Genomic DNA, 16,123 nt, shown 5'->3' with positions numbered 1-16,123 from the left:
TTCGCATTGCCGTCGCCGCAGCATCACTCTTGAGCGGCCTGATCCTTGTGCCGGCGGTGCACGCCTCGCAGCTGTCGAACGACGGCTGGCAGCAACTGCAGGCGCCACGTGCCGCCAAGGCTGCTGCCAGCCAGACATTGCTGGCCGCCAATACACCATCCGCAGGCGCAGCGCCGAGCAAGGCCAGCACGCCGGCCGTGCCGAACATCGCGCCGGCGGCCGGGGCCGTGTTCCGGCTTGTCAAAGGGGAGGCACTTCAACAGCAGCTTCAGAACTGGGCGAGCCGGGCCGGGTGGACGGTGGCCTGGAACGTGCCGGACGGCTGGATCGTGCCCGGCGACAAGGACTACGGCAGCGACTTCGAAAGCGCAGTCAAGCGGGTGGTGGAGGAGCTGGCCAATAACGGCGCCGACGTGGTGGGGGATAGCTGGCGCGGCAATCGCACGGTGATTATCAGCCAAAACGGGATGGTCCAATGATGATGAAGAAGAGCAATGCAGCGCGCTACACCGCGTCCGCCGTGGCGGCCGCCACGCTGCTGTCGGGCTGCGGTGTGATGGAAACGCGCAACGTACAGAACGCCATCGGCAACGAGGCGCACGCCGCATACGCCGATGCGCCTCGCAGCCGCCCGGTGTTCCGGGTGCATGAGGGCGCCTGGCTGATGGGGGAAAAGATCCGCGCCAGCAAGCCGCAGCCGGACATCTACAACAAACACGTGGTGTTCAAGGGCACGCTTGGATCCTTGACGGAAGCTGCAAACTGGATCGCGCAGAGCGTCGGCGTGCGCGCGACCGTGGACGCCTCAGCCGTGGCGTCCGCAACGGGCGGTTCGGCACCAGCGCAACCTGCCGCCGGATCGCGGCCGACTGGGCCAATTCCGATGGGTGGCACGCCCCGAGTGGACCTGGCCGCCCCGTTGGCCGGCGCTTCCGGCTCGGGCCAGGGTGCTGGCATGGCGATCACTACGCCCTTGACCCTCCGTTACGAAGGCAACTTCAAGGGTTTCCTCGATGCCGTCGAGGCGTATTTTTGGGTCTGGTCGCGTTACAACGATGGGACGGTGTCGTTCTTCCGGACGGAAACCCGGACCTTCATGCTGCCGAGCCTCGCGGATGCCTCATCCATGAACGGTTCGATCACCACGTCGGACAGCAGCTCCGGGGGCATGGCCGGCGCCGGCGGGAACGGCGGCAGTTCAGGCGGAAGTGGTGGCCGTAGCGGCCAGTCGATGAACATGTCCGTCGAGATGAAGCCGTGGGAAACGCTGCAGGCGACTGCCAAGGCCGTCGCTGGCGCGAGCGCCGAAGTCGTGGTCGACAAGAACCTTGGCACCCTGACCGTGACGGGCGATCCGGTGCAATGCGATCGCATCGAACAGTTCGTCAAGAGCCTGGCGGCCATGTACGGCAAGCAGGTGGCGATCGACGTGCAGGTCTACGAAGTCCGCGTCACGCGTGAGGACAACTACGGGCTGAACCTGTCGCTCGCCTATCAAAGCTCCGCTGGCCAGACCGGCGTCGCGTTCAGTTCCGTCAGCACGCCGACGATCTCAGGCAGTGCCACCCCCATGAATCTGGGCGCGACCATCATGAGTGGTCCTTTCGCCGGCAGCAAGGCCGTCGTGCAGGCGCTCTCGACGCTTGGCAATGTATCGCAGGTGGTATCGCGCTCGGGCGTCACGCAAAACGGCAAAGTCCTGGCTTTGCAGACCGCCACGCTGCAGGACTATGTCGCGCAGTCGCAAACGACGCTGGCTGCCAATGTCGGTTCCACCAGTTCCATCCAGACCGGAACGGTGACCTACGGCTTTACCAGCAACTTCCTACCCAAGGTGGTCGATGGCCGGATTCTGATGAACTTCGACATGACGCTGTCGGACCTGCTGCCGCTGCAGCGATTCAACTCGGGCGGGGACGCGAACCAGACCAGTGTGCAGCTGCGCACCATGCCGACCAACCGGTTCACGCAGTCGATCACCTTGAAGCCGGGTGAATCGCTGGTGCTCACAGGCCTGCGCAACCAGAAGGCGTCTACGACCAATAACGGCGTCGGCGAGCCGTGGATGGCCGCACTCGGTGGTGGCGTCGGTGCGCTCAAGGGAGACACGGTCATCGCCATCATGATCTCGGCCCGCTTGCTGTAACCCAGAGACAATTCCATGCAGAATCGCGCATTCAATCATCGTTGGCCCCCTGCCGCGCTGGCTTTTGCCGCTACCGTCGGCCTCTCGGCTGCCGCCCCTGCCAATGCGGCGTCGGCGATGTCGAACCCTGTCGCAGCGGCGATCGCGTCGGCGGGAGGCAGCCCAGGGACGTCGCAATCTGGCACCGCTCCGTCAATGCAACCGACGGCTGCCGCCCCAGCGGCGGGCGTTGCGAGCCCCACAGCGACGAGCACGCCCGCGGCAGAAGCCGTCCAACCGTTGCGTCCCACTGACGCGCCGGAACTCGCGGCTTTGCAGTCCCAAATGGCTTTGTGGAAGGCGCGCGCTGAGATCGCCAAGTACAAGGCAGAGGCCAAGCGGGCGGAGGATTCGCTGATTGCAGCTCCTGCCGGTGCGGCGGCGGGCGCCGGTGTGGCATCGATTTCGCTGGCCGGTCCGATGCCGGTCGGCGGCGTTGCAGAGCGCGCACCGCGGCTCGCGCCGGAGGCGCCCCGCGTGGTGTCGCTGCGCGCGTTCGACGGTCACTACAACGCGGTTGTGGAAGTCAGCGGTCGAACCATCCCAGTCCAGGCTGGCGACACGCTGGACGGCGGCTGGAAGGTCGTCAGCATCGACGACGGTGGGGTGAAGCTTGCCAACGGCAAGCGCGTGCGCACGCTGAGGCCTTGAGCGATGGCTGAGATCCTGTCATTCCCCGGACTGAAGGGCAGCTTCGCCATCGGGCTGACCTGGCAACACGAGGAAGCCCAGCCGAGCCAGGGTGTCCTACGCGCGCGCGCGCTGGAACTCGGCCGGAACGTCCGCTGGGGCCTGGTGCATCAAAGCGCGGAAGGGGCCATCCAGACCGGATTCTGCGAAGCGATCGCCGGCGCGAAGCCGGCCGGGCTGAAGCCGCTCGCCGCGGTCGTTGCCGGCCAGCACCGCCAGCCATGGAGGGGACTCTTCCACCTGCAGGGCAGCCTCTACTGGTACATCGCCGTCCGGCAGGGCCACGCCGTCATTGCCGGTGGCGACCGGGTGGGCACCCTGGAGGAACTGGCACCGATCCGGGAGCGGCATCGCGCCCTTGGGGAATGGACGGAGGTAGAAGGGACGATACGGGATCTCGCCAACATGGCGCGGGCTGCAAAGGGCGTGTCGCCTATGCGGGACGTGCTGACTGGACCTTGGAAGTCGACCTCCTATGCGGTGGCAGCGGCAATCGGCGTCGTGGCGCTTCTCGTCGGAGGCTGGTACTGGTACGACCAACAGCAAGCCGCTGAGCGTGAGGCGCAGTTGATGCGACAGCGCGCGGTTGCCGCCGCGCAGCTCGCCAATGAGGCCGCAAGGCAGCGGGCCATACCCTGGGTCGAGGAGGCGATGCCGACCGCCTTCCTGCAGGCCTGTCGCCGCGCCTGGGACCGGCAGGTCCTTGCGGAGGCCGGCTGGACGCTTGCCAGCTGGCGCTGCAAGCCGGCCACGTCGACCGCCCTGACGATCGAAACCACGTGGAAGCGCGATGGCGGCTTGGCTGCCAATGCTCCCGGAGCGCTTTCCACGGACGGCAATCAAGCGACGGCGACGGCGAATGCGCCGGCGGCATTCCTGCCTTCCCCGCGCGCAGTCAGTGCGACAGCCGCCGCGCAGCGGTCGATGTGGACGTACGCACAGGGTAACGGCGTGAGCTTGCAGTTGACCTCGCCGCCCGCGCTGCTGCCGGCAGACGGCAACACCCCGGTCGATCCGTGGCTCGCCATGACCGCGGACATCGGCTTTGGCGCGCCGCCGTGGCTGGGTGTGGGCGAGGGACTGGATGACGTGGCAGGCCTGCGGCTGACCGAAGTCAGCTACGAAGCAGCTGCCCAGTTATGGAAGGGCACCGGAAAACTGTACGCAATGCGGGACGGTGCAGTGCCGCCCGCTGGGAGTCAATGATGGTCAAGACCCTATCGCGCCTGTGGCGCAGTCCACGCAACGCCTCGACAGGGGGCGCCGCACTGGCGGCGCGCGCCGAGCCGTCTGTGAAGTCCGATGCCCTGGCGTTGCCGAAGCCTCCCGAGGTGCTTGAGCCGCATATCCTATACCCGCGCAACCTGCCCGCCACCTTCGACCGTGTCGCCTTCAACCTGAACCATCTGACTGCCGAGCAGGCATCGGCGCTTCGCCAGCGCGCCGCGGAAAGCGGCCTGCATGTGGAAGATGTCGCCAAGGAGCTTGGCCTGACCGATGACAACGTGCAGCAGGTGCTGGCTGTGCACGGTTGCGATATTTATGTGGATGCCCGGCATTTCGGCACGCCGCGGCTTCTGACCTGGGAAGCCAAGCTGCGGCGCAGCGGTGCGGCGCCCCAACTGCGCAAGGTGTCCGCGCAGGAGCTTGCCGTGTTGCGCCAGCAGCGCGGTTCCGGTCAACTGCAGGATACGGACCTGCAGACCCTGACCCTCGCGCGCCGGCTGATCGCGGATTGCGCTGTGCTGATCGCCTCGGACATTCACATCCTGGTTCGCGAGCACCACACCGAGATTCAGGTGCGGATCAAGGGAGATCTGCGCACGGTCTCCGCGCTATCGATGCGCCGCGAGGAGGGTGAACGCCTGATCCGCGCGATGTACACGGGCCTCGCCACGGTGAAGGCCGCGACCTATAACCCGCTGGACGTGCAAGACGCGCAGATCGCCGGCGACGCGCTGCCGGGCACCGGGCTTTCGAGCGTGCGGATCGTGCGTGGGCCCGCTTACCCGGTGGAGAGTGGTGGCGGCTTCCTCGTGGCGCGGCTGCAATACCGGGAGCACCATGAGGGCGCGCTGAAGGCGGACGCGGTCGACGCGGCGAAACGACTCGATCTGCGCTCGCCGAAAGCGCCTGGCGGCGAATTCAAGCTCGGCCAGATGGGCTACACGCCGCTGCAGGTGGACCTCATCTCGCAGCTGCTGCGCCGGCCCATGGGCGTGATCGTCGTGACCGGCCCGACCGGGAGCGGCAAGACCACGACGCTCTTCGAATGCACACGGCATCAGGCACGCCTCTTCCCGGAGAAGCGGCTCATCACGATCGAGAATCCCACCGAATATCCGATGGACTGGGCGATCCAGCTCACCACGGAAAGCGAGCGGTTCCCGGAGATGTTGCGCATGACGTTGCGGATGGACCCGGATGCGGTGCTGTTGGGCGAAATCCGCGGTGTCGAGGAAGCGATCGCGACACTGCAGGCGGCGGCGACCGGCCACCAGGTGCTCACCACGCTGCACGTGACCGACCCGTTCGAGACGTTCTCGCGGCTGGTGATGCTGGACCATGTTCGCCTGGCGATGGAGGTGATCGCCAATCACAACCAGATCATCGGCCTCATTGCGCAGCGGATTGTGCCACTGCTGTGTCCGAAATGCTCTGTGGAGCTGGACAGGGCCCCAGAACCACTGCCGGATTACATGCTCAGTGCGATGCGAACCTGGGGCGATCTCTCGGAAGTCCGAGTGCGCGGCGCGGGCTGCGGTCACTGCCACGGCGAAGCCATCATTGGTCAACAGGCGGTAGCTGAAGTTGTCGTGACCAGCGAGCAGCTTATGCAGGATTGCATCAACGACGGCGTATTGGCAGCGCGGCGCAATCATCGGCGCCGGGAGGGTTCGGACAAGCCCATGATCGCGCACGCGATGGACCTTGTGCTGGCGGGACGCCTGAGCCCTGTCGATGCGGAGCGAAGCGTAGACGCCATTCCGATGAGGGATCAACTATGAACGGGCTGTCTTGGACGATGCGCCGGCGCCTGTATCAACAGGCATCGAGCCAGTTGGAGAATGGGCTGACTCTCGCCCAGGTCATTGAGGACTTCCGGGAGCGGCAAGCACGGCGAGGCCGCAAGCGCGCCGCTGAGGCGGCGCACGAGGTCGGTCGGCAGGTGCGCGATGGCAAGACGCTGATGGCGGCGATGGGTACGAGCCTCAGTGATCTGGAGCGCAGCGTGCTGGACGCCGGCGAGAAGGCCGGGCAGTTGCCGGACGCTATGCGGCTGGTGCTGGATGTGCGCGAACTGACGACGCGTCTGCGGCAGAAACTGCAGGCCAGTTTTTTCGCGCCGGCCGTGTACCTAGTCACGCTGTATGTCGTCCTGCTGCTGATCGGCGGCTACATCGTGCCGCAGTTCACCGATGTGCTGCCGATCGATAAGTGGACGGGCTGGGCATATGCCATGTACGGAATGGGCCAGTTGGCTGTGGGATGGCCGGCGCCGGTCATCTTCGGGAGCCTCGGTGCCTACGCAGTCTGGAGCTGGTGGGCGTTGCCGAGGTGGGCTGGGCCGGGCAGGCGATTCTTTGACCAGCATGTGTTTCCGTTCACGGTGTACCGAGAGATCACCGGATTCAGCTGGCTGATGTCGTTCGTCGCGCTGCTGCGGGCGAAAGTGCCTGACATCGCAGCGCTGGAAGGCCAGATCGGCACGGCATCGCCATGGCTGGCCTCACGCCTGAGGCCGATTCGACTCGGCCTGGCCGATGGCCTGGACCTCGCCGAAGCCATGCGGCAGACCGGGAACGGCTTCCCTTCGCTGGATCTGATCGATGAAATCGGCGCGTATGCCGGCTTTGACGACTTCACCGAGAAGATCACGGTGGCCGTGCGGCAGAACGCCGAAGTCATCGAGCGGCAACTGCTTGCGAAGGGGATGGTGATGTCGGCGACCTTCACCGGACTGATGTTCCTCGCCTTCGTTGTTCTGCAGCTCGGCTCCAACTCGCTCTCGGAGATCCTCACATCTTCCATGGGCAAGCTCTGACAATCGCTTTCGCAATCTCACAAGGAGTATCACATGGACGGAATTCTTGGGCGTATCGTCGCCATCGTGTTGGGTCTGCTGGCTCTCGTTGGCATCGCCTATGCCGGGTACAACGGCTTTCAGAGCCACAAGGCCGGCGTGGTCGCAACCAATATCACGCAGCTGATCACGAATGCGCGAGCAGGGTTCTCGCAGGGGAACAACGGCTATACCAATTTCACTACCGCCAATATCGCTTCGATGATTACTGGCGGTATGTTCCCCTCGGACATGGTGCGCGGCACGGCACTCGTCGACCCCTGGGGCAATGCAGTCACGCTGGCCGCTGCCAACAACGGGTCCCAGGGTGTCATTACCTTCGGCGGCGGCAATGCGCAAACGGCAAAACAATGCGTGAGCACAGCACTGGGCCTGAAGGACTACGTGACGTTGGCGGTCGGCTCGACCACGTTCAACCAGACCAACTTGCCTGACCAGGCCACCGCCGGCGCTGCCTGTAGCGCCACAGCGACCTTCACGCTGACCTTCCAGTAAGCAGGCAAAGCGATCACAGCGACGAGGCGGAATTTCCACCGGCATCACGTCCACGGTGGAAGGCGATGAAATCAGGACGTGGACTTTAGGGAAATGACATGGATGGGATTCTCGGGCGCATCGTCGCCATCGTCTTGGGCCTGCTGGCACTGGTGGGCATCGCATACGCGGGCTACAACGGTTTCCAGAGCCACAAGGCTGGCGTGGTCGCCACCAACATCGCGCAACTGATTACGAATGCCCGCGCTGGATTCTCGCAGGGGAATAACGGCTACACGAACTTCACCACGGCCAACATCCCGGCGATGATCACCGGCGGCATGTTTCCGACGGACATGGTGCGCGGCACGACCCTGGTCGACACGTGGGGAAATGCCGTGACCTTGTCGGCCGCAAACAGCGGCTCGCAAGGCGTGATCCGGTTCGGTGGCGGCGGTGCTCAGACAGCCAAGCAGTGCGTGAGCACCGCGACCTCCCTCCGCGATTTCGTTTCATTGGCCGTTGGGACCACGACCTTCACGCAGGCGAACCTGCCAGACCAGGCCACCGCCGGCGCCGCATGCAGCGCGACCGCGAGCTTCACACTGACTTTCCAGTGAGATTCCACGCGGCCACCAAAGTCTGAGGAGAAGGGCATGGGCTATCTCATCCTGCCGATCGCGACCGTCCTGTTCTGTCTGGGGATTGTTGCCCAAAGCCGGCAACTATCAGAAGCAGCACCTGGGGCCGGCGTGGCTGGCCGTATGGAATCTGTAGCGACGGTCACAGCGCAGCAGGCGCAAGCATACGGCTCGGCCTGTGTGTCGACCGCCGGTGCAACACCGGGGCTGGTCGGTGCGAGCGTGACGCCAGTGCTGCCGTCAGGGATGGTGGCGCCGGCTGGTGCCGGCTGCATGGCCGTCGCCAATCCGGGCGGCGGGCGCGACGTCTACGGATACGTGCGCGTGTCATCAGGCGCAAGCGGCGCGCTGCTCAGCAGCACAGCGGGCAGTCTCGCGTGGTTCCGGGTCCGCAGTCAGGGCACGGCCGTCAATCTTGCTACCGGCATCGCCTACAGCGTGCCGGCGACCATTCCCGTTGGGGCGCTGGTCAATTGGGTCCAGTTGAACACCTGAGAAACGCATGGAAGCCATCCTCGGATATCTCGTCGCGCTGATGCTCTCGATGCTGAGCCTTGCCGGCTTCGCGACGTGGGCAAAGGCCGGCGTGACGAACGTGCAGACCGCCGCCGCGGCGAGCCAGATGCTTGTCTTCGACAAGGCCGCCCTGCAGTTCGTGCAGGACGAATCCGCCACGCTGGTTGCTCAGGCAACTGCAAGCGTGCCTGTCAACGTTACGCCGGCCATGCTCATCAACGGCGGCTATCTGCCAGCCGGGTTCTCGGCGACCAATGTGTTCGGCCAGACCTGGCTGCTTCAGGTTCTGCAGCCGACGCCAAACAACTTGCAGGCGCTCGTCACGTCGCAGGGCGGGCGGCCGATCACCGACACCCGCCAGCTCGTGCAGATCGCTGCGCAGGCGGGTGCGCAAGGGGGCTTCGTACCCTACGCCGGACAAAACGGCGATCCGACGATGGTGGCAACCCGCGCCTATGGGGCATACGGCGCGTGGCAGGTGCCGCTTGACAACTACGCGAACCCGGGCAGCGGCCGGCTCGCGTCTTTGCTCGCCTTTACCGGCGCGCAGGCCAACAACGGCTATCTATATCGGGTGCAGGTTCCGGGCCATCCGGAACTCAATCGGATGCAGACGTCGATCGACATGGCAGGCAACGACGTCAGCAATGCCGCTCGGGTCACGGCAACGACTGCCTTAACCAGTGGTGGCGATACCTATCTAACAAGTACCGGTGCGCCAGGTACTGCGTGCGGCGTCGAAACGTCGACCCGCCGAAGCACCACTGGCACCGGGCATGTGATCTGTGCCGGCGGCATCTGGCAAGCGGTAGGCACGGCCGTGGCAAACATCTATGAAGGGCTGTGGTGTGGGAACAATGGTCAGATAGCGACCAGCGCGACCAATGTTGGATTCATCTGCAAGAGCAACAGGTATATCGCGCTCAACAACGCGCTGGGCAATATGACCGTTACTCGGAAAATTGAGAACGTTACAGACGGTATGACGTTCTCGAAGGACAACTGCCCGGGTGGTACCGCATGGGCGTTGTACACCCCGAAGCAGGAAATGGTCAACATCACTGGCAATGTGATGCCGCCGATTCAGGGCACGTACTTCTCCATGAACGACTGGGGTACTACATGGTATGCGCAAGCAAGCGCAATCTCTCCTGCCGCATGGTACAGCGGCAACGATACTGGGGCGCTCGGGGGGCGACTCGTGGGCACCGTTACAACTGGATGCACCTTCTAGGACCGGGATTGATTGATGAAAAGAATTCTTTGGGCATGCATTCTCGCAGCTGATTTCTCGGCAGCCAACGCACAGTTGTACTCGTTTCCGGCACCGCCGATGACCGTGGCAGACTGTAGGCAAGGGCACCACTGGTATCGGGAGCCAGGTAGATTGCCGTACTGCAAGGTCGATGATCCCCCGCCGCCCCCGCCGCCGCCGCCCCCTCCAACATTAGTGTGTCGCTACGAGTTTTGGAAATTCATGATCGCGATTGGGCCGGGCGGTAACTGCAGTGCGGATGGTGGATGCGACGGATATGGATACTCCGTTTATGATGGCGTCGCCAACAACCCCACGGTTGCGCGCACTTGGAGTTCCTGGGATGCCGGACCCATTGTGCATGATCCCTCGGCGATGTGGCCGCTTATCCAGGTTGATATGCAGTCGCGCGGCTATTACGCTGGTGCCACTAAGACGTCAACACCTGGCAACGGGAATTACCCGGGCACCAGCTACTACGAGGTTTGCAAGTATTGAGATCCCAGGGCTGAACAGACAAAGAACCCCGTCGTTGCGGGGTTCTTTGTTTTTAGAGGGGTAACATGTTGCTCAGAACGCCGTAAAGCTCCAGGACTTGCTGATAGCAACACCATTGCGAGCACCTGCGAATGTTGCTGTGTGGGTGCCCCCTGTGAGGGGTTGCGTCGGGAGCATGAACACCACGCCAGCGTAGAGGCTCGTGTTCTCGATCGCGCTGGCGACGGAACCGGCCTTTGCATTAGCCGGAACCAGCACTCGTACCGGAACCGCTGCTCCGCCAGGGCCAGTCAGCGTGAAGCTGGATACGGTCAAAACGTTGGAGGACGACGGTGCCGCCATCCGGAACATGATCGGATGTCCAGCACTGGCAAGATCCGACGCCGGATTGGGGTTTTCCGTAGCTGGGTAGAAAGTTCCGAATATGGAGTCGTTGTCAGCAGGGTAGTATGCCACGGCATTCGCAGCGAGCTGCTGACCACCCCATTGCGCGAGACCATAACCGCCACCCTTGGCGCCGGTGACTATGCCAAAGTTGATGACGCAGCGGTTGTCGCGCACCGAAAGACCGACCGTCTCTTGATTGCTGGTGATGGCTTGTAAATGGTAGACAGACCGCTTAAAGCCCGCGAGGCAGCTCTCCGCGTCGGGCGCCCCGCTAGACACAGCTTGGCCAATCCATTGATCCTCCGACCCGCCCGCTGCAACCACTTGATCATAGGGATTCGCACCAGTGAAGCCAGCATTTCCGGCTACTTCCAAATGGCCTGTAGCGCTATTTGCCTTCATGTAAGCCAGATGGTTATCGGCGGCGATGTCGAGCTTGTCGTCTTGCTTAAGCGCGCCGACGCCGATCTTCAGGCGGAGTGAGTTCAAAGCATCATAGGCCGCAAGCCGCTGATCTCCGTTCGGATACGTCGATACCGGAGCTGTGGTCGCCGGCGGCACCGACGTCGGCTCCTGCGGCGGCGTCGTCGGAGTTGTAGGCGGCGTGGTGGGATTCTTGGATCCACCATCGTCACCGCCACCACCGCCGCATGCGGCAAGAGCGAGCGCCATGGCAGTGGCCAGAACCGAGAGAGCGAGTTTGGAGTTTTGCATGCTTTTCTTCCTCTGACTTTGACCGGCCGGGGATCGACCGTTACTTTTAGCTTACCTATCGGCGCGCGAAGTCAAGTGCCCGCAATCCCCGGCCGGACGTGAGAATACACGAAGGCGATCAGCATCTAGTCGACGAATTGGAGCCAAACTTGACCCCCCGGAAAGAGGGGTGTCCTGGTAATCGTTACGGCTGGCGGACCCGAAGACCGCGTCAAGTGCACGTCACCGCGATCGGTAGAGCGATGTGCCGCAGCTATTGCAGATGTGCCACTGATGCGCGGCAATGAACGGCTGCTCGCGCCAGAGGCGGATGCTTCTGGATCCGCACCGATAGCAAGACATGCCGCGCTCGGTCACGCATGCTGGATACTTCCGCGCATATTCGCTCACCGTCGGCAGGCCTTTGCGCGTCAGCGCAAAGGCGATCAAGGCGAAGTACGAGAACATGAAGGAGGCAATCGCCCATGGCCAGGCCAACGCCCCTCCTGTCTTGCCCACTTGAACGCCAGGTAAGCTGGCAAAACCAGAAAGACCGCGATCGTTATCCATTCCATCGTTGAATCTCCGTTGTATGTGTTTCGAGGCCTGCCCCGCGAAACCGTCCGGCGGGGTCGTCGGCGCGCTTGGGCTATCGGAAAGTGGAGGCTCCCGGCGTAGCAGTCCTGAAGGTCCAGGAGATACTCACCGGCTTGCCGGCCCGAGTGCCAGAAAACGAAGCCGTGTAGGCCTCGCGGTCCGCCAGTGGCGCGAGCGGGACCAGGAAGGCCGCGTTGTTCCGGAGGTATTCGTCTGCCATACCATTCGAGCCATCCGCCTTCGCCGCCGGGGACACCAAAACGCGCGCAGGCAGCTCCGCGCCGTTGCCGTCAACGAGTTTGAAGGCTTCTACGGACAGCACCTCCGCGAGCGCACCATTCGCGTAAATCATCAGGGGGCGGCCTGGCGCCGGCAGATCCGGCGCAGGATTCGGCGACTCGCCGGCGAAGTTGAAACCGGGTCGCACGTCGGTGTCGCCGTCTGCTGGCACAGTGACGAAGATTTCAGCATCGATCTGCTGGCCTCCTCCATAGGGCACACCGTTGGGTGTCGGGCCTGGTTGTGTTGCAGTGTTCGTGCCGAAGTCCACGACGCAGTGATTCAGGCCCAAGGCACCAGTATCACTGAATCCAATTCCCATGGATTCCTGGTTCGTGACGAGCGACTGCAAGTGGTAGACGGTGTGGTACCACTGATCGATGCAGCCTGCGCCGATCTCGCTATCATCGGGGCCTCTGGCTGCGCCCACGATTTCGGCCACCCATTGGGTGTCGCCGACACCGGCCCTTCTGGCTCGTAGCAGAGGCGTGGTTGCGTAGAAATGCAGAGAGCCTACGGATTGGTCATGCTGTGCCACGCTGTGCGCGCTGAGATAGACAGCATGTGCCTGGGCGGCGGTGTCGAGCGCGGGGTCTTGCATGAGAAGACCGACGCCGAGCTTCCGGCGCAAGGCGTTGACACCGTTGAAGAGCGCGAGCTGTCCCGAACTCTTTGCGTAGGATGGCTCCGGCACGCTGGTCCGCAGCGCAAGGGAGGGAACTTCTGCCGGGCCAGGAGCAGCCGACGGAACACTTCCGCTTGCCCAAGCTTCCTCATTGCCAATGAGCGCCAGCAACAGCAACGCAAACCATTTTCTCGTCTTCACGAATTCTTCCGATATAGCAGGAGAGATGTCATTGCCTATTGCCGGCCTGTCCCGCAGTCTTCGCTGTTGCTGCTACTGCCAAGCCAGCACGGACAGCAGATGCTCTGTTCGGAGCAAAAGTGGTGTCACGAAGTCTGCTAGCAGGCGCCAACGCTTGCGCGAACACCATTTCTCCGCGGTGAGATGAGGCAATGGGATCGCGGCTGGATTCGAGCCGCTTGATTCCAGATTAGCGACATCGTGCCGAAGTCAAGGCTCGCCGAACGGGAGGTTCCGACACTGGCGTTAAGGATGGTTAGTCGGCAAGATTTCGCAAAGGTTGAGCCCAGTTGGTTGGGGCGCAGAGCATAGGCAAAAAAAGGGTTCTTCGCAGAAAACCGTGGCCCGAAAGAGCACATTTTGTATGCTGATGTCTGTTTCTTCAGGTATCAGGGGGATGTGTGCTGGATCGCAAGACGCTGCAAGCACTGGGTTGCTGGAAGGGCTACCGGCTGGAGCGCGTGGAATGGCCGGAGGGAGAGAGCCGTACGCTGTCGTTGTACTTGAAGCCGGTCAGCAAGGTCATGCATTGCGAGGAGTGTGGCGCGCGCTGCCATCAGGTGCATGAGACAGTGGTCAGGCGAGTCCGGGACCTTCCGCTGTTCGAGTATCGGGTCGTACTGCACGTGCCGCGCCGGCGCGTTTGGTGCGACCGTTGCGGCGGTCCGAGGCTGGAGCGGCTGGAATGGCTTGGGCGCTACCAACGCGTGACGGCCCGCTTGGCCCAGGCTTGCGGCCACTTGTTGCGCCACTGTACGGTGCAGGCGGTGGCGGCCTTCTACGATCTGGGCTGGCACACAGTTAAATCGATCGATAAGGCTCGCTTGCGTGAGGCAGTGGCCGAGCCGGACTGGTCCAATATCCGCTACCTGGCCATGGATGAGTTCGCGCTACACAAGGGGCATCGATATGCCACGGTGGTAGTCGACCCCATTGGGCGGCAGGTGCTCTGGATCGGACAGGGGCGCTCACGCGAGACCGCCCGAGCCTTCTTTGAGCAGCTCCCCGCCGGCGTTGCGCAGCGCATCGAGGCCGTCGCCATCGACATGACGACCGCGTATGAGTTGGAGATCCGGGCGCATTGCCCGCAAGCAGAGGTGGTCTTCGACCTGTTCCACGTGGTAGCTAAGTACGGGCGTGAGGTCATCGACCGAGTACGGGTGGATCAGGCCAATCAGCTGCGGCACGATCGGCCGGCCAGACGGGTGCTCAAGTCCACACGCTGGCTACTGCTGCGGAATCGGGAGAACTTGAGCGTCCCCCAGGCGGTTCATCTGGATGAGGTCCTGGAGGCGAACCGGCCATTGCTGACAGTCTATCTGTTGCGCGACGAGCTAAAGCGGCTATGGTTCTACCGCCGCCCGGCGTGGGCGCAAAAAGCTTGGGAGCAATGGTGCGAGCAGGCTCGGCAGAGCCGAATACCTGCCCTGGAGTTGTTTGCGAAGCGCCTGCAAGGCTACTGGCATGGCATCTTGGCCCGCTGCCGCCACCCATTGAACACCAGCGTGGTCGAAGGCATCAACAACACCATCAAGGTCATCAAGCGCCGCGCGTACGGCTATCGCGACGAGGAATACTTCTTCCTCAAAATCCGCGCAGCCTTCCCCGGAATTCCTCGATGAACCAAAAAAAGACGGCGGCCCCAAGAGGAAGCCGCCGTATTGAGAAGGCCGAGAAGGGTCAAATTTCTGGCGCTTGCGATTCTTGGCTATGATCGCTGAAAAGACAACCCGTCAATCGAAGGGTACGGAGAGGGGTGCTTCGGCGACTGTTGCTGATGCGCGGTCAGTTCCGACGCCTGCCCCGTGAAGCCGTCAAAGACCCGTTGCAGCAAGGGCACAGAAATGACTGCGAAAGCTCGATCTTCGCGGAGGAGTTCGAAGCCAGGTACGGCGTCCCGCACTTTCGGCAGGGCCAGACCGCGAGCTCTTCGTGCATCGACATGGAGCGGGCCAGATGCAGCGACCGCTCGGGTGGCACCTTGCAGTCGTCCGAGAAGAACGCGCGATGGATGTCAAGGGTCGCGACGAAGCTTTCGGGTGTCGACACGTCACAGGCGATCGCCGATCGAAACAGCCAGATCTGGAAAGTCGACTGAACGCGGCGCTGCGCGGAATCCAGGTACCACATTAGCGATGACGGCGGCTGGCCGGGTGGCGATGGTTTGCCATGCAACCTCTGATAGGTCTTCCGCGTGGTCTCGATGGTGATATTGAACAATGATGAGACGCTCATGGCGCGACAACTGAGAGCCAGGAATGCCTCGGAGAGGGCGTCGCGCACAAACGTTTCGAGCCGGAAGTTGCCCCAGACGCCAGAGTGCGCCAGGCGGTCAGTCCGAAGCGGCGACGTTTCCATCAGATAGTGGGAGATCATTTCCCGCGATAACCGGCCGGAGTGACTCTCCAACCAGAACATCTCGTCCGCGAAGCGCCAGTGGAATAGCGGCACCAGCCGCTCGGTGATAGCCACGTCGAGTTCGTGCTGAGGAACCGACCGCATGTACGCGGCCAACTCGTTGGAGATGCCGATCAGAGGCGCCGCCAATACCGACATGTTGAGAAGGTCGTACATGGCATTGATGTACGCGCGGTTCGTATGCTCGAGCGCCAACCGGTCCACCACTGACAGATTGCGGGGCAGGCCAGTCTTGAGCCGCTCCATTGTGGCGGTCGGCATCCGTCCTTCGATGAAGGATCGCCAGTCATCGATGGTTGTGAGCGTTGGTGCGTAAGCGAGGAACGGCGTTCCCAGAATCTTCGCCGACTGGTACAGGTCGTCACGCAGCGAGCGAAGGTTTTCGCTCGATACCCTGAAGATGCTTTCCAGCGTTGGATGCACCGTAACGGCATTCAGGACGTAGTTGTTGATTCGCAGATTGGCCGCAAGCACACGATCGCGCACCCAGGCTGGCAAGACGAACTGCTCGTAGATAGAACGGGTCGGGGTGGTTTGCATG

At 63.0% G+C, this 16,123-nt stretch carries 15 protein-coding genes; 11 read left to right on the top strand and 4 right to left on the bottom strand.

The features are described from left to right. The first annotated feature begins 29 nt into the window (after window positions 1-29). From RALTA_RS27420 to pilV, 10 genes are all read left to right on the top strand, one after another. Window positions 30-479: a toxin co-regulated pilus biosynthesis Q family protein gene (locus RALTA_RS27420; RefSeq protein WP_018003857.1), complete on the top strand. Its 450-nt coding sequence runs from the start codon at window positions 30-32 to the stop codon at window positions 477-479. Then, window positions 476-2,146, top strand: a complete 1,671-nt coding sequence (locus RALTA_RS27415; RefSeq protein WP_012354562.1) for a type II secretion system protein GspD — start codon at window positions 476-478, stop codon at window positions 2,144-2,146. Before RALTA_RS27420 ends, RALTA_RS27415 begins: the two co-directional genes overlap by 4 nt. 15 nt (window positions 2,147-2,161) lie before the next feature. Beyond that, window positions 2,162-2,836 carry a type IV pilus biogenesis protein PilP gene (gene pilP / locus RALTA_RS30130; RefSeq protein WP_012354561.1) on the top strand — a complete coding sequence of 225 codons (675 nt, stop codon included), beginning with the start codon at window positions 2,162-2,164 and terminating at the stop codon, window positions 2,834-2,836. A gap of 3 nt (window positions 2,837-2,839) precedes the next feature. Further along, on the top strand, window positions 2,840-4,081 hold the full coding sequence (gene pilO2, locus RALTA_RS27405) for a type 4b pilus protein PilO2 (protein WP_012354560.1): 1,242 nt from the start codon (window positions 2,840-2,842) through the stop codon (window positions 4,079-4,081). After that, the gene (locus RALTA_RS27400; RefSeq protein WP_012354559.1) at window positions 4,078-5,883 is read left to right on the top strand and encodes a GspE/PulE family protein; all 1,806 of its coding nucleotides are present in this window, start codon (window positions 4,078-4,080) and stop codon (window positions 5,881-5,883) included. Before pilO2 ends, RALTA_RS27400 begins: the two co-directional genes overlap by 4 nt. Next, a complete protein-coding gene (locus RALTA_RS27395) occupies window positions 5,880-6,920 on the top strand; it encodes a type II secretion system F family protein (RefSeq protein WP_012354558.1) in 1,041 nt (346 codons plus the stop codon). The genes RALTA_RS27400 and RALTA_RS27395 overlap by 4 nt, the downstream gene beginning before the upstream one ends. Window positions 6,921-6,953: 33 nt before the next feature. Beyond that, complete coding sequence (locus RALTA_RS27390) at window positions 6,954-7,454, top strand: prepilin type IV pili (RefSeq protein WP_012354557.1); 501 nt, start codon at window positions 6,954-6,956, stop codon at window positions 7,452-7,454. A 98-nt stretch (window positions 7,455-7,552) separates the two neighbouring features. Beyond that, a complete protein-coding gene (locus RALTA_RS27385) occupies window positions 7,553-8,053 on the top strand; it encodes a type 4 pilus major pilin (RefSeq protein WP_012354556.1) in 501 nt (166 codons plus the stop codon). 36 nt (window positions 8,054-8,089) lie between these two features. Beyond that, the gene (locus RALTA_RS27380) at window positions 8,090-8,569 is read left to right on the top strand and encodes a hypothetical protein (protein WP_012354555.1); all 480 of its coding nucleotides are present in this window, start codon (window positions 8,090-8,092) and stop codon (window positions 8,567-8,569) included. Between the two features lie 7 nt (window positions 8,570-8,576). Next, on the top strand, window positions 8,577-9,824 hold the full coding sequence (gene pilV, locus RALTA_RS27375; RefSeq protein ID WP_012354554.1) for a shufflon system plasmid conjugative transfer pilus tip adhesin PilV: 1,248 nt from the start codon (window positions 8,577-8,579) through the stop codon (window positions 9,822-9,824). Window positions 9,825-10,415: 591 nt separating this feature from the next. Here the strand turns inward: pilV and RALTA_RS29455 are convergent. The 3 genes from RALTA_RS29455 to RALTA_RS27365 form a co-directional block, all read right to left on the bottom strand. Next, window positions 10,416-11,444, bottom strand: a complete 1,029-nt coding sequence (locus RALTA_RS29455) for a CAP domain-containing protein (protein WP_012354552.1) — start codon at window positions 11,442-11,444, stop codon at window positions 10,416-10,418. A 222-nt stretch (window positions 11,445-11,666) separates the two neighbouring features. Further along, window positions 11,667-11,993 (bottom strand): hypothetical protein, encoded by a 327-nt coding sequence (locus tag RALTA_RS27370; RefSeq protein WP_232348027.1) that lies wholly within the window; start codon window positions 11,991-11,993, stop codon window positions 11,667-11,669. Between the two features lie 79 nt (window positions 11,994-12,072). Beyond that, complete coding sequence (locus RALTA_RS27365) at window positions 12,073-13,125, bottom strand: CAP domain-containing protein (protein ID WP_012354551.1); 1,053 nt, start codon at window positions 13,123-13,125, stop codon at window positions 12,073-12,075. 440 nt (window positions 13,126-13,565) lie between these two features. On the opposite strand from RALTA_RS27365, the gene RALTA_RS27360 reads away from it, so the two are divergent. Then, window positions 13,566-14,786 (top strand): ISL3-like element ISRta1 family transposase, encoded by a 1,221-nt coding sequence (locus RALTA_RS27360; protein WP_012353615.1) that lies wholly within the window; start codon window positions 13,566-13,568, stop codon window positions 14,784-14,786. A 163-nt stretch (window positions 14,787-14,949) separates the two neighbouring features. On the opposite strand, the gene RALTA_RS27355 is transcribed toward RALTA_RS27360, so the two are convergent. After that, window positions 14,950-16,122, bottom strand: coding sequence for a FlhC family transcriptional regulator (locus RALTA_RS27355; protein WP_012354550.1), 1,173 nt, complete (start codon window positions 16,120-16,122; stop codon window positions 14,950-14,952). Window position 16,123: the final 1 nt, after the last annotated feature.

This window comes from Cupriavidus taiwanensis LMG 19424 (assembly GCF_000069785.1).
GTDB lineage: Bacteria > Pseudomonadota > Gammaproteobacteria > Burkholderiales > Burkholderiaceae > Cupriavidus > Cupriavidus taiwanensis.
Note: the sequence above shows the minus strand (reverse complement) of the source record. Positions and strands in the feature narration are given on the sequence as shown.

Excerpts from the sequence above, each read along its gene's own strand:
- RALTA_RS27415 (WP_012354562.1), top strand. The coding sequence starts at position 476 with ATGATGATGAAGAAGAGCAATGCAGCGCGCTACACCGCGTCCGCCGTG.
- pilP (WP_012354561.1), top strand. The coding sequence starts at position 2,162 with ATGCAGAATCGCGCATTCAATCATCGTTGGCCCCCTGCCGCGCTGGCT.
- pilO2 (WP_012354560.1), top strand. The coding sequence starts at position 2,840 with ATGGCTGAGATCCTGTCATTCCCCGGACTGAAGGGCAGCTTCGCCATC.
- RALTA_RS27400 (WP_012354559.1), top strand. The coding sequence starts at position 4,078 with ATGATGGTCAAGACCCTATCGCGCCTGTGGCGCAGTCCACGCAACGCC.
- RALTA_RS27395 (WP_012354558.1), top strand. The coding sequence starts at position 5,880 with ATGAACGGGCTGTCTTGGACGATGCGCCGGCGCCTGTATCAACAGGCA.
- RALTA_RS27390 (WP_012354557.1), top strand. The coding sequence starts at position 6,954 with ATGGACGGAATTCTTGGGCGTATCGTCGCCATCGTGTTGGGTCTGCTG.
- RALTA_RS27385 (WP_012354556.1), top strand. The coding sequence starts at position 7,553 with ATGGATGGGATTCTCGGGCGCATCGTCGCCATCGTCTTGGGCCTGCTG.
- RALTA_RS27380 (WP_012354555.1), top strand. The coding sequence starts at position 8,090 with ATGGGCTATCTCATCCTGCCGATCGCGACCGTCCTGTTCTGTCTGGGG.
- pilV (WP_012354554.1), top strand. The coding sequence starts at position 8,577 with ATGGAAGCCATCCTCGGATATCTCGTCGCGCTGATGCTCTCGATGCTG.
- RALTA_RS29455 (WP_012354552.1), bottom strand. The coding sequence starts at position 11,444 with ATGCAAAACTCCAAACTCGCTCTCTCGGTTCTGGCCACTGCCATGGCG.
- RALTA_RS27370 (WP_232348027.1), bottom strand. The coding sequence starts at position 11,993 with ATGGATAACGATCGCGGTCTTTCTGGTTTTGCCAGCTTACCTGGCGTT.
- RALTA_RS27355 (WP_012354550.1), bottom strand. The coding sequence starts at position 16,122 with ATGCAAACCACCCCGACCCGTTCTATCTACGAGCAGTTCGTCTTGCCA.